This is a genomic window from Moorena bouillonii PNG (genome assembly GCF_001942495.1).
GTDB classification, from domain to species: domain Bacteria; phylum Cyanobacteriota; class Cyanobacteriia; order Cyanobacteriales; family Coleofasciculaceae; genus Moorena; species Moorena bouillonii.
This window is the reverse complement of record NZ_MKZS01000001.1, coordinates 3978311-3993593: the sequence shown is the minus strand read 5'-3', so window position 1 is coordinate 3993593 and position 15283 is coordinate 3978311. Positions and strand designations below refer to the sequence as shown.

15 protein-coding genes and 1 pseudogene are annotated in these 15283 nt (G+C 43.6%); 6 read left to right on the top strand and 10 right to left on the bottom strand.

Features of this window, described 5'->3' with window-relative positions:
* Positions 1 to 57 precede the first annotated feature (57 nt).
* On the top strand, positions 58 to 816 hold the full coding sequence (locus tag BJP37_RS16430; protein WP_075900353.1) for a TIGR00297 family protein: 759 nt from the start codon (positions 58 to 60) through the stop codon (positions 814 to 816).
* Positions 817 to 979: 163 nt separating this feature from the next.
* On the opposite strand, the gene hetR is transcribed toward BJP37_RS16430, so the two are convergent.
* The 3 genes from hetR to BJP37_RS16415 all read right to left on the bottom strand — a co-directional run bounded on the left by hetR (position 980) and on the right by BJP37_RS16415 (position 3859).
* Positions 980 to 1879, bottom strand: coding sequence for a heterocyst differentiation master regulator HetR (gene hetR, locus BJP37_RS16425; RefSeq protein WP_075900351.1), 900 nt, complete (start codon positions 1877 to 1879; stop codon positions 980 to 982).
* Between the two features lie 294 nt (positions 1880 to 2173).
* On the bottom strand, positions 2174 to 2419 hold the full coding sequence (locus BJP37_RS16420) for a hypothetical protein (RefSeq protein ID WP_075900349.1): 246 nt from the start codon (positions 2417 to 2419) through the stop codon (positions 2174 to 2176).
* 558 nt (positions 2420 to 2977) lie between these two features.
* Complete coding sequence (locus BJP37_RS16415; RefSeq protein ID WP_075900347.1) at positions 2978 to 3859, bottom strand: phosphate/phosphite/phosphonate ABC transporter substrate-binding protein; 882 nt, start codon at positions 3857 to 3859, stop codon at positions 2978 to 2980.
* Between the two features lie 60 nt (positions 3860 to 3919).
* Here BJP37_RS16415 and BJP37_RS16410 point away from each other — a divergent pair, with 60 nt between their 5' ends.
* Positions 3920 to 4783: a Tll0287-like domain-containing protein gene (locus BJP37_RS16410; RefSeq protein WP_075900345.1), complete on the top strand. Its 864-nt coding sequence runs from the start codon at positions 3920 to 3922 to the stop codon at positions 4781 to 4783.
* Positions 4784 to 4921: 138 nt separating this feature from the next.
* Here BJP37_RS16410 and BJP37_RS36670 read toward each other — a convergent pair whose 3' ends face one another.
* From BJP37_RS36670 to BJP37_RS16400, 4 genes are all read right to left on the bottom strand, one after another.
* The gene (locus BJP37_RS36670) at positions 4922 to 5077 is read right to left on the bottom strand and encodes a DUF8082 domain-containing protein (RefSeq protein ID WP_499884393.1); all 156 of its coding nucleotides are present in this window, start codon (positions 5075 to 5077) and stop codon (positions 4922 to 4924) included.
* A gap of 12 nt (positions 5078 to 5089) precedes the next feature.
* The gene (locus BJP37_RS16405) at positions 5090 to 5341 is read right to left on the bottom strand and encodes a hypothetical protein (RefSeq protein ID WP_075900343.1); all 252 of its coding nucleotides are present in this window, start codon (positions 5339 to 5341) and stop codon (positions 5090 to 5092) included.
* Between the two features lie 314 nt (positions 5342 to 5655).
* Positions 5656 to 5928 carry a hypothetical protein gene (locus tag BJP37_RS39320; RefSeq protein ID WP_158069615.1) on the bottom strand — a complete coding sequence of 91 codons (273 nt, stop codon included), beginning with the start codon at positions 5926 to 5928 and terminating at the stop codon, positions 5656 to 5658.
* 222 nt (positions 5929 to 6150) lie between these two features.
* A complete protein-coding gene (locus BJP37_RS16400) occupies positions 6151 to 7758 on the bottom strand; it encodes an adenylate/guanylate cyclase domain-containing protein (RefSeq protein ID WP_075900341.1) in 1608 nt (535 codons plus the stop codon).
* Between the two features lie 489 nt (positions 7759 to 8247).
* Here BJP37_RS16400 and BJP37_RS16395 point away from each other — a divergent pair, with 489 nt between their 5' ends.
* Positions 8248 to 9615: an NAD-dependent succinate-semialdehyde dehydrogenase gene (locus BJP37_RS16395; protein ID WP_075900339.1), complete on the top strand. Its 1368-nt coding sequence runs from the start codon at positions 8248 to 8250 to the stop codon at positions 9613 to 9615.
* Positions 9616 to 10162: 547 nt separating this feature from the next.
* Here BJP37_RS16395 and BJP37_RS43585 read toward each other — a convergent pair.
* On the bottom strand, positions 10163 to 10285 hold the full coding sequence (locus BJP37_RS43585) for a hypothetical protein (protein WP_269087008.1): 123 nt from the start codon (positions 10283 to 10285) through the stop codon (positions 10163 to 10165).
* 142 nt (positions 10286 to 10427) lie between these two features.
* Between BJP37_RS43585 and BJP37_RS16390 the strand changes: the two genes are divergently transcribed.
* Entirely contained in the window at positions 10428 to 12074 is a 1647-nt protein-coding gene (locus BJP37_RS16390; RefSeq protein ID WP_075900337.1) for an acetolactate synthase large subunit, read from the top strand.
* Here BJP37_RS16390 and BJP37_RS16385 read toward each other — a convergent pair.
* Complete coding sequence (locus BJP37_RS16385) at positions 12057 to 12215, bottom strand: hypothetical protein (RefSeq protein ID WP_158069614.1); 159 nt, start codon at positions 12213 to 12215, stop codon at positions 12057 to 12059. The two genes, BJP37_RS16390 and BJP37_RS16385, sit on opposite strands and share 18 nt — an antisense overlap.
* Before the next feature lie 764 nt (positions 12216 to 12979).
* Here BJP37_RS16385 and BJP37_RS16380 point away from each other — a divergent pair.
* Together BJP37_RS16380 and BJP37_RS45050 are read left to right on the top strand one after the other, a co-directional pair.
* Positions 12980 to 13192: a hypothetical protein gene (locus BJP37_RS16380; RefSeq protein WP_143727642.1), complete on the top strand. Its 213-nt coding sequence runs from the start codon at positions 12980 to 12982 to the stop codon at positions 13190 to 13192.
* Between the two features lie 198 nt (positions 13193 to 13390).
* Positions 13391 to 13645, top strand: a pseudogene (locus BJP37_RS45050) (T3SS effector HopA1 family protein); the annotation flags it as partial.
* A gap of 272 nt (positions 13646 to 13917) precedes the next feature.
* Here BJP37_RS45050 and BJP37_RS16370 read toward each other — a convergent pair.
* Complete coding sequence (locus BJP37_RS16370) at positions 13918 to 14541, bottom strand: J domain-containing protein (RefSeq protein WP_075900333.1); 624 nt, start codon at positions 14539 to 14541, stop codon at positions 13918 to 13920.
* Positions 14542 to 15283: the final 742 nt, after the last annotated feature.

Genomic DNA, 15283 nt, shown 5'->3' with positions numbered 1-15283 from the left:
ATGGCTCGGAAGCAATTACAATTACCAATTACCAATTATTAATATAACGATTTGGCTATGCTTGATGATAGTCTTTATTTAAATCCTTGGCTAGTTGCTGTTGGAGTGAACACAGTTTTCCTGGCAATGGTATGGATTGCTCCCAAAAAGTTACTCACTCCTGCTGGAATCATCCACGCTTGGATATTAGGGGTACTGATTTGGGGTACTCTGAACTGGCCAGGTTACACAGTAGTGGGATTTTACTTTTTGGTAGGGTCTGGTGTCACCCGCATTGGCATGGCGCAAAAGGAAGCGGCAGGAATTGCGGAAAAGCGTTCTGGTGCTAGGGGACCAGAGAATGTTTGGGGTTCAGCACTGACTGGAGCGATTTGTGCCTTGGGTACCCTACTAGTGGATGCTCCTTACCAGGAGTTATTATTACTGGGCTATGTCGCTAGTTTTGCTACTAAGCTGTCCGATACCACTGCCAGTGAGGTGGGTAAGGCTTACGGCAAACGGACTTTCCTGATTACTACTTTACAGCCAGTAGCCCGGGGAACAGAAGGAGCTGTAAGTCTTGAGGGAACCCTAGCTGGAGTAATTGCATCAGCTGCGATCGCATTTGTCGGTTGGGGCGTTGCTTTGGTTAACTTAACAGGAGTATTTTTCTGTGTTATTGCTGCCTTCATCGCTACCAATCTGGAGAGTGTGATTGGTGCGACACTGCAATCTAAATTGGAATGGCTGACCAATGAAGTCGTGAATATTATTAATACTATGATTGGTGCGATCGCTGTTGTGCTGTTAGCTCTAGCATGGCAGTGGATCAGCTAGGTATGAAGAATGAAGTATGAAGTGTTAAGCGTGAAGTCTGAAACATTAAGGAGAAAAACATACAACAAGCTCAAGCAACTAATAGATTTAATAAATTGAGATAGGGTGAGACTTCCTACTTCCAAGTTTCCACTTCATAGCTTCATACTTCATACTTTATAATTTATTCAGATAGTGGTCCAAAGACCATCTGTAGAACCATTGGTTCACCACCTTCCCGGTGATACCTATCTGCCCACTGGCGGATAATTTCATCTAACTCTTCCATGGCCTGATTGATTTTCTCTGGCGGGATATCTAGTTCCTCCAACCCTCGCATGACTTGCGGCTGACGCTCTGCCCAGTTTCTCATTAACCGGAAGTATCGCGCTGTTTCGTCAATCATGGTGTAGGTGCGGGCTTTGTCATCTACTGGTGAGTAATATGCACTGGTTAGAGCGTAGTAGGGTAAGCCACCGGTGTGATCGATTCTGGTGACAGTTCCTGAATAGGTTAAGCGACGCTTGATGTGTTCAGCTAGAGCTTCACTCAAGGGCAGACGTCGCTCTGGTGGTAAGTCTTCTTGGGATCTCCGGTGGAGAAATTCTATTAATTCAAAGAATTGTAAGGAATTGATGATCTGGGCATCCGGCAGGTGATCTGGCAGCTTGATCTCAAGATTGCGCTTTTCTTCCAGGTCAAGGCTGGTGCCATTGATACGAGATTGCCCTGGTTGCCAGGGATAGTGTTCCATCCAGACATAGGGAAACTGAATCAGATAGCGAGGTTCCTGAGACCCCAACATCTTGAGCAGTTTCCCTTCTGTTAACGCTTGTCGAACTTCCTCAACAATGACCTTTACCCGCTTTGGCTCAATGTGATGCAAATGCCCAGTCATGCGGATATTGCCATCTTGCTCCAGATAGGTCATGTAGATGGCACATTTGGCAGCGGTTGCTGCTGCATCTAGAAAAGCCCCATGTCGGTGTCCACTAGTCCGCAGGGCGCTGAAAGCCAGGTATAGCATGATCTGATCCATTGCACTGGGGCTTAGGGTTTTGATCAGATCGGATTGGTTGATCATCTTAGGGGCAATCACATCTACTTCCGTTGGTTATCAAGCTTATTTATTTTCATTTTTCCACACTAGGACAAACTCACTGTCATCTAAGAAAGCGAGCTGAGGTTGCTTGGTAGAAAATTGACGAATTAAGAAGCACCCTAATCATGTCTTTTCCAATATATTATATAAAATAAGCCAAGTACAAGTAAACTATATTGAATTGGCACTTTCCCACTGTAGACCGCTACTCGTACCCAACAGTGGGATTGAAATGCCGCCAGATCTGCCCTCAAACTGAATCCAGTCAGTTGACTCTCACACAAGAGACAGACGTCCGCTACCACGATGGGCGATCATGGTAGTTGGAATTACTGGTGATGAGACAAATTTGTGGTTTTCTTTTCTCCCATAAGAAAAAATTTGTCCTGTTTTTTCTACTACACTGGGACAATCATTAATGTAGTTTATTGATGAATTTGAGCCATGGGCAATCATCGGTAAATTAACCCCAAAGCAGATGGTTAAAACAGTAAGTAAAGCAATAGGAGTGTAAATTCGCATAACCGATATCCGTATCAATGTTCCTCTAATTACTGATACATATTGCTCGGTAATGGTTCAGGAAAAAATATAAACTATAAGCGAACTTTAAAAAAATACCGATATTGTAAATTCCTAGTGAAATTCTTTATTCAAAAAAAATATAGTTGAATAAATTATGTCAAGCTAGCAAATCTAAGGCGGGGGCGCGGGTAGTGTGGGGCGGGGGCGCGGTTAGTGTGGGAATTATGGAGATTTTATTAGAATTTTTGCCTAATTGCATGCATTGATATGCACCCAATGTAATTCTTATCATATAAAGATTATTCTAATCTTAATAAGTTATTTATTTACCGCCATTAATCTTATTGAGCGAATTCTGATGGCAATTACCTTTACTAAAAATAAAGATAGGTAATCCTGCTGATTATATTTAAATAACTGCAAACTTGCTAAGTAGGCAAAGGCGATTACCTAGCCACTATTCACATTGCCAACCGCTTATGTAGCAATCCTAAATTATTTGTTAAAAATCCCCAATGGTAATATAATCGATTCTCTTCTGCTACTGCCGGTCTCTCACCTTGTTTGGAAGTTTGACAACTCAAATGGAAGGCTGTATAAAGGGAATGGTTTTTCTTGAATCCGTTCGGCAATCGGTCTAACCTTCTGAACCACCTCAATTAAGTAATCATAATCAGGTGCTTTAGCATTGGGGATGTATCCTACTGATGCTGCCATGCTGCTGGAGGCAGATTCTAGTGCCTTGTGGATCTCCTGTTGTAGATTTCTCTCCACTGTTGGTCCGATCAGGATAGAACCACTGGGAATTTGATGAGAATCTATATATAAAATCCGGAACCTGGTTTGACTATAGTCTAGGCGGTAGCGTTCCAACTCTTCTAAAGACAACGCTCCAGCGACTACCTCCTCAGAGGCAATCCACTCTAAGACTTGTTTTGGTGTGGGGGCAAAACGCACTTCCGCTAGGGTCAGACCGTAGAGATTGTAGATTGGCAGATAATATCCTGTGGCAGAACCGGGTTGACCTAAAGCAATGACTTTACCGGTTAGTCCACTCAAGTCTTGGATGGGGCTTTCGAGTTTGACTACGATCACTGAGCGTGACTTTTTGAGTCCTTCGAGAGGTAGCACTGGTATGTACTGTGCCTCAGCAATGGCGATGGCTGCTAAACCAGGAGGAGCAAACACGATAGACAACTTGCTCTGCTTAATCAAAGTTAGTGCTCTGCGCTCGTTGTAAATCGGTTCTAATTCTATAATCATCTTAAGTCGAGCACCAAGATATTCGATTAGCTTTGAGTATGGCTCTATAAAGCGATCGCTTTCCCCGTAACTTACGATCCCAATACTTAATTTCCCTAGCATAGGGGTATCAGGTAAGTTACAAGCTGTAAAAATCAATATAAGATTCAACAAGAATAGACGGCGGGAAAACATAATTAATTACCTTAAGAACTAAAACAGCTGTGGCACTCATGATACTATGGGAGATGGCTAATGTTAAAAAAACTTAATTTAGGAATCAAGCTCAACTTACTACTGCTATTCATTTTTATAGGACTTGTACTGACTGGTGGCTTAGTTTTGTCTCAACTTTTAAAAGGCTATGCGGAAAAAGTCGTAACTGACCAAGCCCTAATTCTGATCGAAACTATGGGTTCGGTAAGGGAGTATACCAATAATCAAGTGAATCCAGAATTAGCTGAGCGACTGGAAAATGAAGAGCAATTTTTACCTCAAACAGTACCTGCTTATTCAGCTCGGGAAGTTTTTGATAATTTACGTAAACGTGAGCAATATGGTGATTTTTTCTATAAAGAAGCGACCCTTAATCCAACTAATCTCAGAGATAAGGCTGATAGTTTCGAGACCAAAATTGTGGAGAGTTTTCGACAGCAGCCAGAGCTAACAGAAAAAAACGGTTTTCGCTCCCTTCCTAGTGGAAAAATTTTTGATGTTGCCCGTCCTCTCGCCATTTCTGAAAAAAGCTGTTTACGATGCCATAGTACTCCTGAAGCCGCCCCTGCTAGCCAAATTGCTACCTACGGTGATGAGCATGGTTTTGGTTGGAAGCTCGATGAAATTGTTGGTGCTAAAATTGTATCAGTTCCAGCGTTTAAAATCTTTAATTCGGCTAAGCAGTTACAGGTATTGGTGATTGGGATTATTACTGGTTTTTTACTAGTAGCCATTTTGTTGATTAATCGTTTCATCAAGGTATCGGTGACCAAACCTCTTAAGCAGATGGCTCAATTAGCTAAGGAAGTTAGTACTGGCAATATTGGTGGAGAATTTGACCATGATTCAGAGGACGAAATTGGTATATTAGCTAAATCTCTGAATCGGATGGATGAAAGTTAGTTTATAAAGATGAATATGCTGAATTCAGAAACTAATTAGTAATCCCAAATTACTAATTGCTTGCTCAACTGATGGCTGAAGGATTACTAATTATTACTTCTCAACTAGTACTTATAAATAGTACTTATAAAGTAGTACTTATAACTGACCCGATGACAGGAAACGCCGTTGAAAGTCTTGGGCATATTTTTGATTGGGATTTTTTTGAGATAAAGCTTTTACAAATTCTTGGGCGGAAGAGTTAGGATTCTGGATAAGAGTACGCTGGCAGACAATGGTAGCCATCGGACCAATTAACTCAGCGAGTTACTTTGGCGCTTGTTGCCCACACTGAAACTGAAAGGTCAGTGTGGGAGCTATCACGTTTCCAATCTGACGAGATGGTTGTTTGGTTGTTTGGTTGTTTGGTTGAAGGTTGAACGCGATTGCGTGGCCTTTTGGCCAAGGTTGTTTGGTTGAAGGTTGAACGCGATTGCGTGGCCTTTTGGCCAAGGTTGAAGGTTGAAGGTAAGGTTGTTTGGTTGCAGGTTGAACGCGATTGCGTGGCCTTTTGGCCAAGGTTGAAGGTTGTTTGGTTGAAGGTTTAACAAAACTCGCTATCCATCCCCACCTTCTTTAAAGGTGGGGATGGATAGCGAGACGATAACCTACAACGATTCGTGATATAATAAACTTGGTCGATGACCCGCCTGACTGACTAAAAGGCTACCTTAAAGGTGTAAAAGTACGCTTCAGAGCTCAGGGTTTGAAGTTACCGTAAGTAGAGTGGAGCCTTAATCAGACAGTTTTAACCCTTTTATTCATAGCCGACCAACCATAAAGGCGACCCTCTACTAAGGTTTCGTCTCCGGGAAGAGACTTGCCCCGGCTGGTTAGCCATAGATGCTGTAATTCCAAGGTGAGTCTGTCGTCAAACTATACATCGATAGAAGGCGGATGTCTGCCTGTGGACGCTGAGTAAGACCAATTCTAGCGCAGCTTTTTGAGGCGTCGGGGACGCGCGCGGGAAACCCGTTCGCGTAGCGTCGGCTTTGCCGATAAGACGAATAAGACCGTCCCTGATTTGAGTTGAGAATTGGAAGCCCCAACCTCAGCGTTCGCGTAGCGTGGCCTACGGCCAAAGCAGGTTGGGGTACTTCACTCACCTGTAACCTGTAACCTCTAACCTCTAACCTCTAACCTCTAAGCTGTAACCTTCAACCTGTAACCTCTAACCTTCAACCTCTAACCTGTAACCTTCAACCTCTAACCTCTAAGCTGTAACCTCTAAGCTGTAACCTGTAACCTTCAACCTGTAACCTTCAACCTTCAACCTTCAACCTTCAACCTTCAACCTTCAACCTGTAACTTTTCTAGCTTCCCTGGAATTAAGTATCCCACCCTAGGCGGTACAGTTGGAGGGGCTGGTCTTTACCTTTAACCTTAACCGGGGACATTTTTTCCAACGGTAGAGTTTTATCCCTCAGCTTGTCGAAGGTGCTTTGGGAAATTAGAATCTCTCCCTCCTGAGCAGCACTACAGATGCGGCTAGTAACATTGGTAGTGTCACCGATAGTAGCGTATTGAATCAGCTTCTGTGAACCGATATTACCTGCTGCGACTTTCCCAGTATTGAGTCCAATGTGGATTTCAATCTCTAAATTGCGCCGCTTGAACCAATCCTGATTCAGGTGAATAACTGCCCGTTGCATTGCGATCGCAGCTTGGACGGCTCGGTCAGCATCGTCTGGTTGGCAATAGGGGGCTCCCCACACAGCCAGTAAGGCATCCCCAATATATTTTTCTAAAGTGCCTTCGTATTTAAACACAATATCCTCTACCATCACCTGGAAGTACTCATTGAGCATCTCAATTACTTGGCGTGGCTTCATCCGAGAGGACATTTGGGTAAATTTACTGATGTCGGCAAACAGAGCGGTTACTTCGGTATCTATAATTTCCAAGTGGCCTTCTTCCTTGAGCTTTTTACTCACAGCTTCTGGAAAGAAAAGCTCAAATTTACTCCGCATTACTGCTTCTTCCTGCATCTTCTGGTAAAGTTGAGCATTGTCAATTGCGATCGCAGCTTGGTTAGCCAGAGCCGTCAAAAACTCCAAGTCTTCTTGAGAGTAAATATTGGCTCTAGAGAGATTGTCCGCATACAATACCCCAATCACTTGGTCTCTCGGTTTTAGGGGTACGCACATGGAGGCATGGATTTCTTGCTGGAGCACTGACTGGGAATTGCTGAATCGTTGGTCAATGGCAGCATCAGCAATTAAAACCCCATCCCCCTTCTGGTGTACGAAATTGGTGATTCGTTTGCTATAAAATCGCTCATGGGTGGGTATGCCTGTTCGGGAGTTGACAGCTTTTTCCTCTAGCATTCCCGTGTCTTGATTAACCATGAGGATGATTGCCCGGTCTACATTCATAATCTCGAACAGCAGGTCAAGAATTTTTCTCAACAAGTGATCAGGCTCATCGGGAGAGGAAAGTTGCTTACTCACCTCCAATAAGATTTTTAACTTGTCTACTGAGCGTTGACCTGTATCTTGCTCTCGCAGCTTCAGGGCTGAGCCTTTATAAGTTAAACTGTCATGGTGCAGTAATTCCTGAATTTCGACACGGGTTTGTTCTGGGGATAACCTGCTGACAATCGAAAAGTTGGAATCATTATCCTTCAAGATATTTGGGGTGATTCTGCCATCATCACTCACAAATTCAAAGATTACACTGCCCAGACGTATTAAGTCTCCGTCTTTGAGCTCACACTGGTCAATTTTGGCGTCATTAACAAACGTGTGATTTAGGCTACCTAAGTCTTTTAGGATAACCCGATCATTCGTGAGTGTGACCTGAGCATGATGACGGGAAAGACTTTTATGAATTACGGTAATACTATTATTTATTTCCCGTCCTATGGTATTGGCTCCACTGCTCAATTTATAACTTTCTTGGTTATTCGGCTCTGATTTAGCAATTAAATACGGCACAATCTAGCTCTCGTCATTAGTTTCTATATCAGAGTATAATCTAAATTATAAAACTACTAATTTAAGGTTCTAGGATCTAGGTTTAATGGCTAAGGGTATTATGATAAGCCTATGAAGCGCGCCTTTTTTAGCAAGGAGGTAATCAAATGCCCCTGTTTTAACTAATACCTAATACCTGACACCATTACCCTAAGCTCTAATCCCTAACCCCTAAGCTGTAATCCCTAACCCCTAAGCTCTAATCCCTAATCCATAGAATTGGGTTGATAACTGTTTTAAAAACTGGTGAGATAAATTTTGTGGTAGTAGGATAAAACTTGAGATTAGGTTAACACTTCCTTGACTGGTAGTTTCTAGGGCAATGGGTTGACGCTTTTTAAAAGTATATCAAACTATTAAGCCATTTTGGCAAAAATAAGTCATAGTGTAAATACTTAGTTATAATCAAAGAATTGGAAGTACTATCCCCATTGGGGGGAGGAGGAAGCCATGGGGATCGCTACAGTTAACCCAGCAACCGGGGAAACCATCAAAACCTTTGAGCCAGAGAGTCCGTCGTCCATTGCGACCAAGCTAGCAATTGCCCAAGAGGCGTTTGAGCAATACTGCCAAACATCAATGGAGCAAAGAGCAGAGTGGCTAAACGCAGCGGCGGAGATTGTAGAGCGGGATCGAGTCAAATTCGGCGAGCTGATGACCACGGAGATGGGAAAACCCCTCAAAAGTGCGATCGCAGAAGCGCAAAAATGTGCTTTGGTTTGTCGGTACTACGCTGAACACGCAGCTGAATTCCTCGCAGATGTCCCAGCCTCTACCGATGCCACCCAAAGCTTTGTGCGCTACCAACCTCTAGGAGTAATTCTAGCAGTAATGCCCTGGAATTTTCCATTTTGGCAAGTCTTCCGTTTTGCTGCTCCAGCATTGATGGCGGGAAATGTGGGGTTGCTCAAACATGCCTCTAATGTGCCTCAATGCGCCTTAGCCATTGAGCAAATCTTTGCTGAAGCAGGATTTCCGGAAGGGGTGTTTCAGACCTTACTGATTGGTGCTGACCAAGTAGAGCCAGTAATTCAGGATCCACGGGTCAAAGCTGCCACCCTAACTGGTAGTGAGCTAGCAGGAGCCGCTTTAGCCGCTGCGGCTGGGACACAAATCAAGAAAACTGTCCTGGAACTAGGGGGAAGTGACCCGTTTATTGTCCTAGAAAGTGCCGATTTAGAAGCAGCAGCTACTACGGGTGTGACTGCTAGAATGCTCAATAACGGTCAATCGTGTATTGCAGCGAAACGGTTTATTGTGGTGGACGCAGTAGCCGATGAATTTCAGCAACGCCTACTGGAAAAATTCCAAGCCCTGAAAGTGGGAGATCCCATGGTGGAAGATACGGATATTGGTCCGTTGGCAACCCCTGGTATTCTTAGAGACTTAGACCAACAGGTAAAAGCCTGCATTGAACAAGGGGCAAAGGTTCTTATCGGTGGCCATCCTTTAAGCGATCGCGCTGGTAACTTCTACCCCCCCACAATTCTAACTGACTTCCCACCAGGCACTCCAGCTGATAACGAAGAATTTTTTGGCCCTGTTGCCCTATTGTTTAGAGTTCCGGATATTGATGCTGCTATTAAGCTTGCCAATTCCACAGTATTTGGATTAGGAGCCAGTGCCTGGACAACCAATGAGGAGCAAATCCCCAGGCTGATTGATGAACTTGAAGCTGGAGCAGTTTTTATCAATGGCTTAGTCAAATCCGACCCCCGTTTACCCTTCGGTGGGATCAAACGTTCTGGGTATGGGCGAGAACTAAGCATTCAAGGGATACATGAGTTCGTAAACATCAAAACTGTTTGGGTGAAGTAAAAATTCTAGGTATTAGGCTAAAACCATTAGTAAGCATATGCGCTATGCGCACGCTGCTTGAGGTGCTATCAGCTATCAGCTATCAGCCTATGCGCTACGCGCACGCTACTTGAGGTGCTATCAGCCGTGCTTATGGGTCAAGTCCCAGCGTCGAAGCCTGTGCCACACTAGTTGAGGTACTTTTGAATAAAATAAGCTGACAGCTGACGGCTGACTGCTGAATGCTTACAACCATTAGCCTATAGCAATTCTATTTAAATCCTGAACAGTGACAGTTACTACTGACGGATTCTCCGACTCAGGAATCAGGACTCAGGACTCAGCACTATTCTTAAAATTTACCTTGTTGGTGAAGCTATCTGTGTATCCGTCTCTATCCCTGTGGTGCTGGTGAAGGGGAAAATAAAAAGTTTTTAGGTAACATTTTTAACTTTTTTATATCAACTTTTTACTGTTAACTTTTATTAAAGTTACCCAGATAGAAGCCAGAATTGCCATACAACTCAGTACTCTGCTTGTTTCATGGTTATCAAAAGCTTATCAAAAGCTACTTTAACATTGCCCCAACCCCACTTAACTTCTGATAAATTGGCATACACCGGATATCAAATGCTAAATCTTTGTCTTGATGCAGTCGCTCATGGGGGAAACCCCCAAGACCGCGCTGCATCGCTTGTCATGAAATAATAACAAATATGGACGAAAGCTAATAGAAAAAGCTAAAAAGGAATCTCAAAATAAATCTAAAAATTATTTTTTACAATCAAAGATTATTTTGATACCAAAAACCTATATACCAGGGATGATTAGATATGGGTGACATGAATACCGCTGAACTATTGGTACATTGCTTAGAAAACGAAGGAGTCGAGTACGTTTTTGGACTACCTGGAGAAGAAAATCTCCATGTTCTAGAAGCTCTCAGACATTCTTCAATTAAATTTATTACCACTCGTCATGAACAGGGAGCAGCCTTTATGGCAGACGTTTACGGACGGCTGACAGGAAAGGCTGGAGTTTGCCTGTCTACCCTCGGTCCAGGGGCAACTAACTTAATGACTGGAGTTGCTGATGCCAATTTGGATGGAGCACCCCTAGTGGCCATCACTGGTCAGGTGGGAACGGACCGGATGCATATTGAGTCCCACCAGTACTTGGATTTGGTGGCAATGTTTGCTCCAGTGACTAAGTGGAACCGGCAAATTGTTCGCCCTGACACCACAGCAGAAATTGTCCGTAAAGCGTTTAAACTCGCTCAGACCGAAAAACCAGGAGCGGTACACATAGATTTGCCAGAAAACATTGCGGCTATGCCAGTCAATAGTCAACCCCTAGGCAAAGATGGTCGGGAAAAAACCTTTGCGTCTTTCCGTAGTTTGGGTAAGGCAGCTGTGGCAATTTCTAAGGCAAAAAATCCCCTAATCTTGGCGGGTAATGGCGCAATTCGTGCTGGTGCTGCTGAAGCCTTAACCGAATTTGCCACCCGGATGAATATTCCAGTGGTCAATAGCTTCATGGGTAAAGGGTGTATTCCTTATACTCATCCCCTGGCCTTGTGGACCTTGGGATTACAACAACGGGACCACATCACCTGTGCTTTTGAGCAATCGGATTTGGTGATTGCGGTGGGATATGATTTGATTGAATATTCTCCGAAAAAGTGGAATCCAGAGGGCAAGATTCCCATTATTCATATCGGTGCCAGTCCAGCAGAAATTGATAAAAGCTACATTCCTTTAGTGGAGGTAGTGGGAGATATTTCTGACTCTCTTAAGGAAATTATGAAGCAGGGAGACCGGGAAGGTAAACCGATACCATCCGCTGCTGAACTTCGGTCGGAAATCCGAGAGGACTACGAACAGTATGCTAATGATGAAGGTTTTCCGATCAAGCCGCAAAAACTGATCTATGACCTACGCCAAGTCATGGAACCAGAAGATATTGTGATCTCTGATGTAGGAGCTCACAAGATGTGGATGGCTCGTCAGTATCATTGTGATTGTCCCAATACCTGTATCATTTCTAATGGTTTCGCAGCGATGGGGATTGCTTTGCCAGGAGCACTAGCGGCTAAGCTGGTTTATCCGGATCGGAATATCGTGGCAGTCACTGGTGATGGGGGCTTTATGATGAATTGCCAGGAACTTGAAACAGCACTCAGAGTAGGGACTGCCTTTGTGACACTGATTTTCAATGATGGTGGCTATGGCTTGATTGATTGGAAGCAACAAAATCACTTTGGTGAGTCGGCCTTCGTGAATTTTGGCAATCCAGATTTTGTCAAATTTGCTGAAAGTATGGGACTAAAAGGCTATCGTGTCAATTCAGTGGATCAGTTGATTCCTATCCTAGAAGAAGCATTAGCTCAAGATGTGCCTGCGGTGATTGATTGTCCGGTGGACTATGGCGAAAACCTGCGCTTTAGCCAAAAGACTGGTGATTTAACTTGCAAGATTTAATGTTATTTGGATTGGAGGTTGGAGGTTGGAGGTTGAAGGTTGTTGAAGGTTGAAGGTTGGAGGTTGAAGGTTGAAGGTTGCATGTTGAAGGTTGCAGGTTGCAGGTTGCAGGTTGTTCGCGTAGCGTGGCCTTTTGGCCAAGGTTGGAGGTTGGAGGTTCTAATCTTCCAGTTGTGAACCCTCTGTTCCCTGTTCCCTGTTCCCTGTTCCCTGTTCCCTGTTCCCTCAACAGTGAATAATTTTCAACCTACCCTACAAGGGATGCCAAGGGCAAACAACCGGTTAACTTTCAACTGCTTAACCTTGGCCTTTGGCCACGCTACGCGAACAACCGGTTAACTTTCAACCTTCAACCTCCAACTGATTAACCTTCAACTTGTTAACCTTCAACTTGTTAACCTTCAACTTGTTAACCTTAAACAAACCTTTGCGCCACAATGGCGAGACAGCAGCAATTTATATAGTTATCTTAAATTACATACAACTAGGTTGGTTTCAACAACCAATCATTGCATCAATGAATTTGGCACTAGAGAGTTGATCCAGGAAGAATAGGTGAAGGATTTTACTCTGGATTGGCAAAGTCTACTTTATCCTTCGCCAAACCTCTAGGGTTTAGGAAAAAACTATTTATAACTGGGACGAAAAACTGCTTTACTGGCTGCGGAACGAATAACTAAACTTTGGGCGATATATATATGATTGCCCTGATGTTTAATGCCTATCCATAATGGTCATTACTGGATTGATTCTCTAGAGCTAATTTTACCCAACCAAATTAAACCTTTTGAAAAGGGAGAGTACTCAATATGGATGAGATGGAAATTTATAATTAGCGTCCTGCTGGTTCTGCTCTGTTTTCAACTTCGGAAAGCTTTATGGATTCCATCAAAGATTTGGACTTCATGACAGATGTGTCAGAATATCAGCTCGACAAGATTGAAGGAGGCGAAGACAACAGACACCCTCGCATTATTCCCAAAGACTTTGTCGGCGCAGGCCAGCCTTTTCTCATTAGTAATGAGGTGGATTTAGAACGAATCGCGATCGCTAAAAACGGTGGTACTGCAATCGTTAATCAAAACGTTAACATTTTCAACCTGTTCATAATTCTCTGAACTCACTTGTCCTAGCCGTATTCCTGCCTAAGTCCTAAGGTTTTGATTATGGAATTACTGGATGCTTTACGAAATCAACGACTGGATTCTTCTATACCTGGATTGTTTGATGTTTTTTATGATATTCTTAACAATGTTCAGATTCAATCTAATTTCTATATTACTCATCCAAAGTACAAACCCCTGGAACTTCCAGATGAAGTGGTGCCTCTGTTTACCAAGCAGCTGCTACCAGGACTGGCTCTATCAGAAGAACCGGATTATAAATTTACGCCTAAAGAAGATTTTGGGATGAATCGCTGCCAAATTGTTGCTAATGCGTTACTAGAAGCTTGGCTACAAGGTCACGACTCCCCAGAAGGTCGGATGAATTTTATCCTCCACAACTTTTCTTTGCTTGGAATTGACCTGAAGCGTCCTTACTTGAATGCTAACTCTAAAGATATTTATTAAGCTAGTATATAATGTTCGGTTGAACATTTATAAATAGTAGGTAATAGGGAACAGGGAACAGGGAACAGGAAACATTAGCAAAGCGCTCCGAAGAGTTTTTCATGTTATGAAAAATCAGCCAGATTGTTCATGACCTATTTGTAAATGCTATAGCGTTTCTAATACTTATAAGGTAAAGTCAATTTTATTAGCCCGACTCCCGACTCCCGACTCCCGACTCCCGACTCCCTAAACCACAAGGTACTTCGTGCAATTGATAAATGCTATTAAAGCTAGATCATCTGCTCGATCGCAAGAAAATCCTGTTCTATATGAGCACACAGAGACTTATTGTAGGGGTCAGTCTTGAGGGCTTTTCTGAGATAATTTCTAGCTTTATCGAGCTTGTGCTGTTTAAGCAAGTGTCTTGCCCAACTTTGATAAGCGATCGCTTGCCACTGGCGCACTTCTGGGTCTTGGGGCATTCTTTGGGCCAAGGCTTCGACTAATGCGATCGCTCTCATCAACCGTCGCTCTCGAAGCAATTGCTGGAGTTGATGATAGGAATCCCACTTCAGCTGTTGTTCAACTGCTGATAGGGGTTGATTGAATTCAACGGATGGTGGCTTAGGTGTTACCCAAGTTGAAGTTGGGGGATGTGAGTCCTCAGGCTGATTACTCTGATTACCAAAGCTAGTGGCGGAGGTTAATACTGGTTCACGGTCAGACTCTTTGATAACACTGAGGAGAAGCTTATAAGCCTCCGTAAACCGAATAAACTTTTCTTGGGCAAGCTTGTCTCCAGGGTTAATATCAGGATGATACCGACGTGCCAGACGCCGATAAGACTCCTTTACTTCAACCTGCTTCGCTCCTGGACCGACACCCAATAAGCGATAGCAATCAGCCAGATTCATCAATGGGATAAGCAATCAATAAGCGTTTAGACAGACTTACCTGTTTCTCTGTTTCCTATATATAGAGTACCCTGTTCAATAATGTCACTACTTTTCCCTTTATACTACTTGATCACCAGATCATCAAACAGCCCTTACTAGAAATCCCAACACTGAAAGCCCCGCATCGCGATTATCGGGGATGAAAGTGACCAGCGAGTTTAGTCGCCGTAAAAAAAACTTCCATCAAGAGGTTGTCGCTACATTAGCGCCACAGTATAATTGAAGTATAGGGTACAGGCTGAAAAACCGCAGGCTGAGCCGGGAGAGAGACCCGTAACTTACCGACCTGAAAGTAGTAATGCCCGGAGGGTAGGGAAAATCCTCCTTAAAAACCCAACCATCGACTAACAATCGGTGTGTGAACCCAGCAAGATCACAACTTGAGAAAACAACGGTACGGCGGGGCACGCCGAAACCAGGTGAAACAGGGAAGCAACGGAGTTGATAAGGCACTTCTCAAAAAATAACCGAACGCTTAAGGAGACTAGCCCGCTGGGTCTTTCGTGAACTGAACTAAAATCTTAGTCTTGACGGGATTTCGGTTTAGATATTGCCATTTGGACACGGAGGTTTAAGGCCGGTCGTAGATCTAAGAATCCCCGTCTTTTTAAAGCGGGGAGTGTCAACCACCAAGACGGTTACAACCCAGTTTTTGCGGTGCGGCCCCGCACTTTTTCAAAGCTAAGGGTGAAAGGGCACC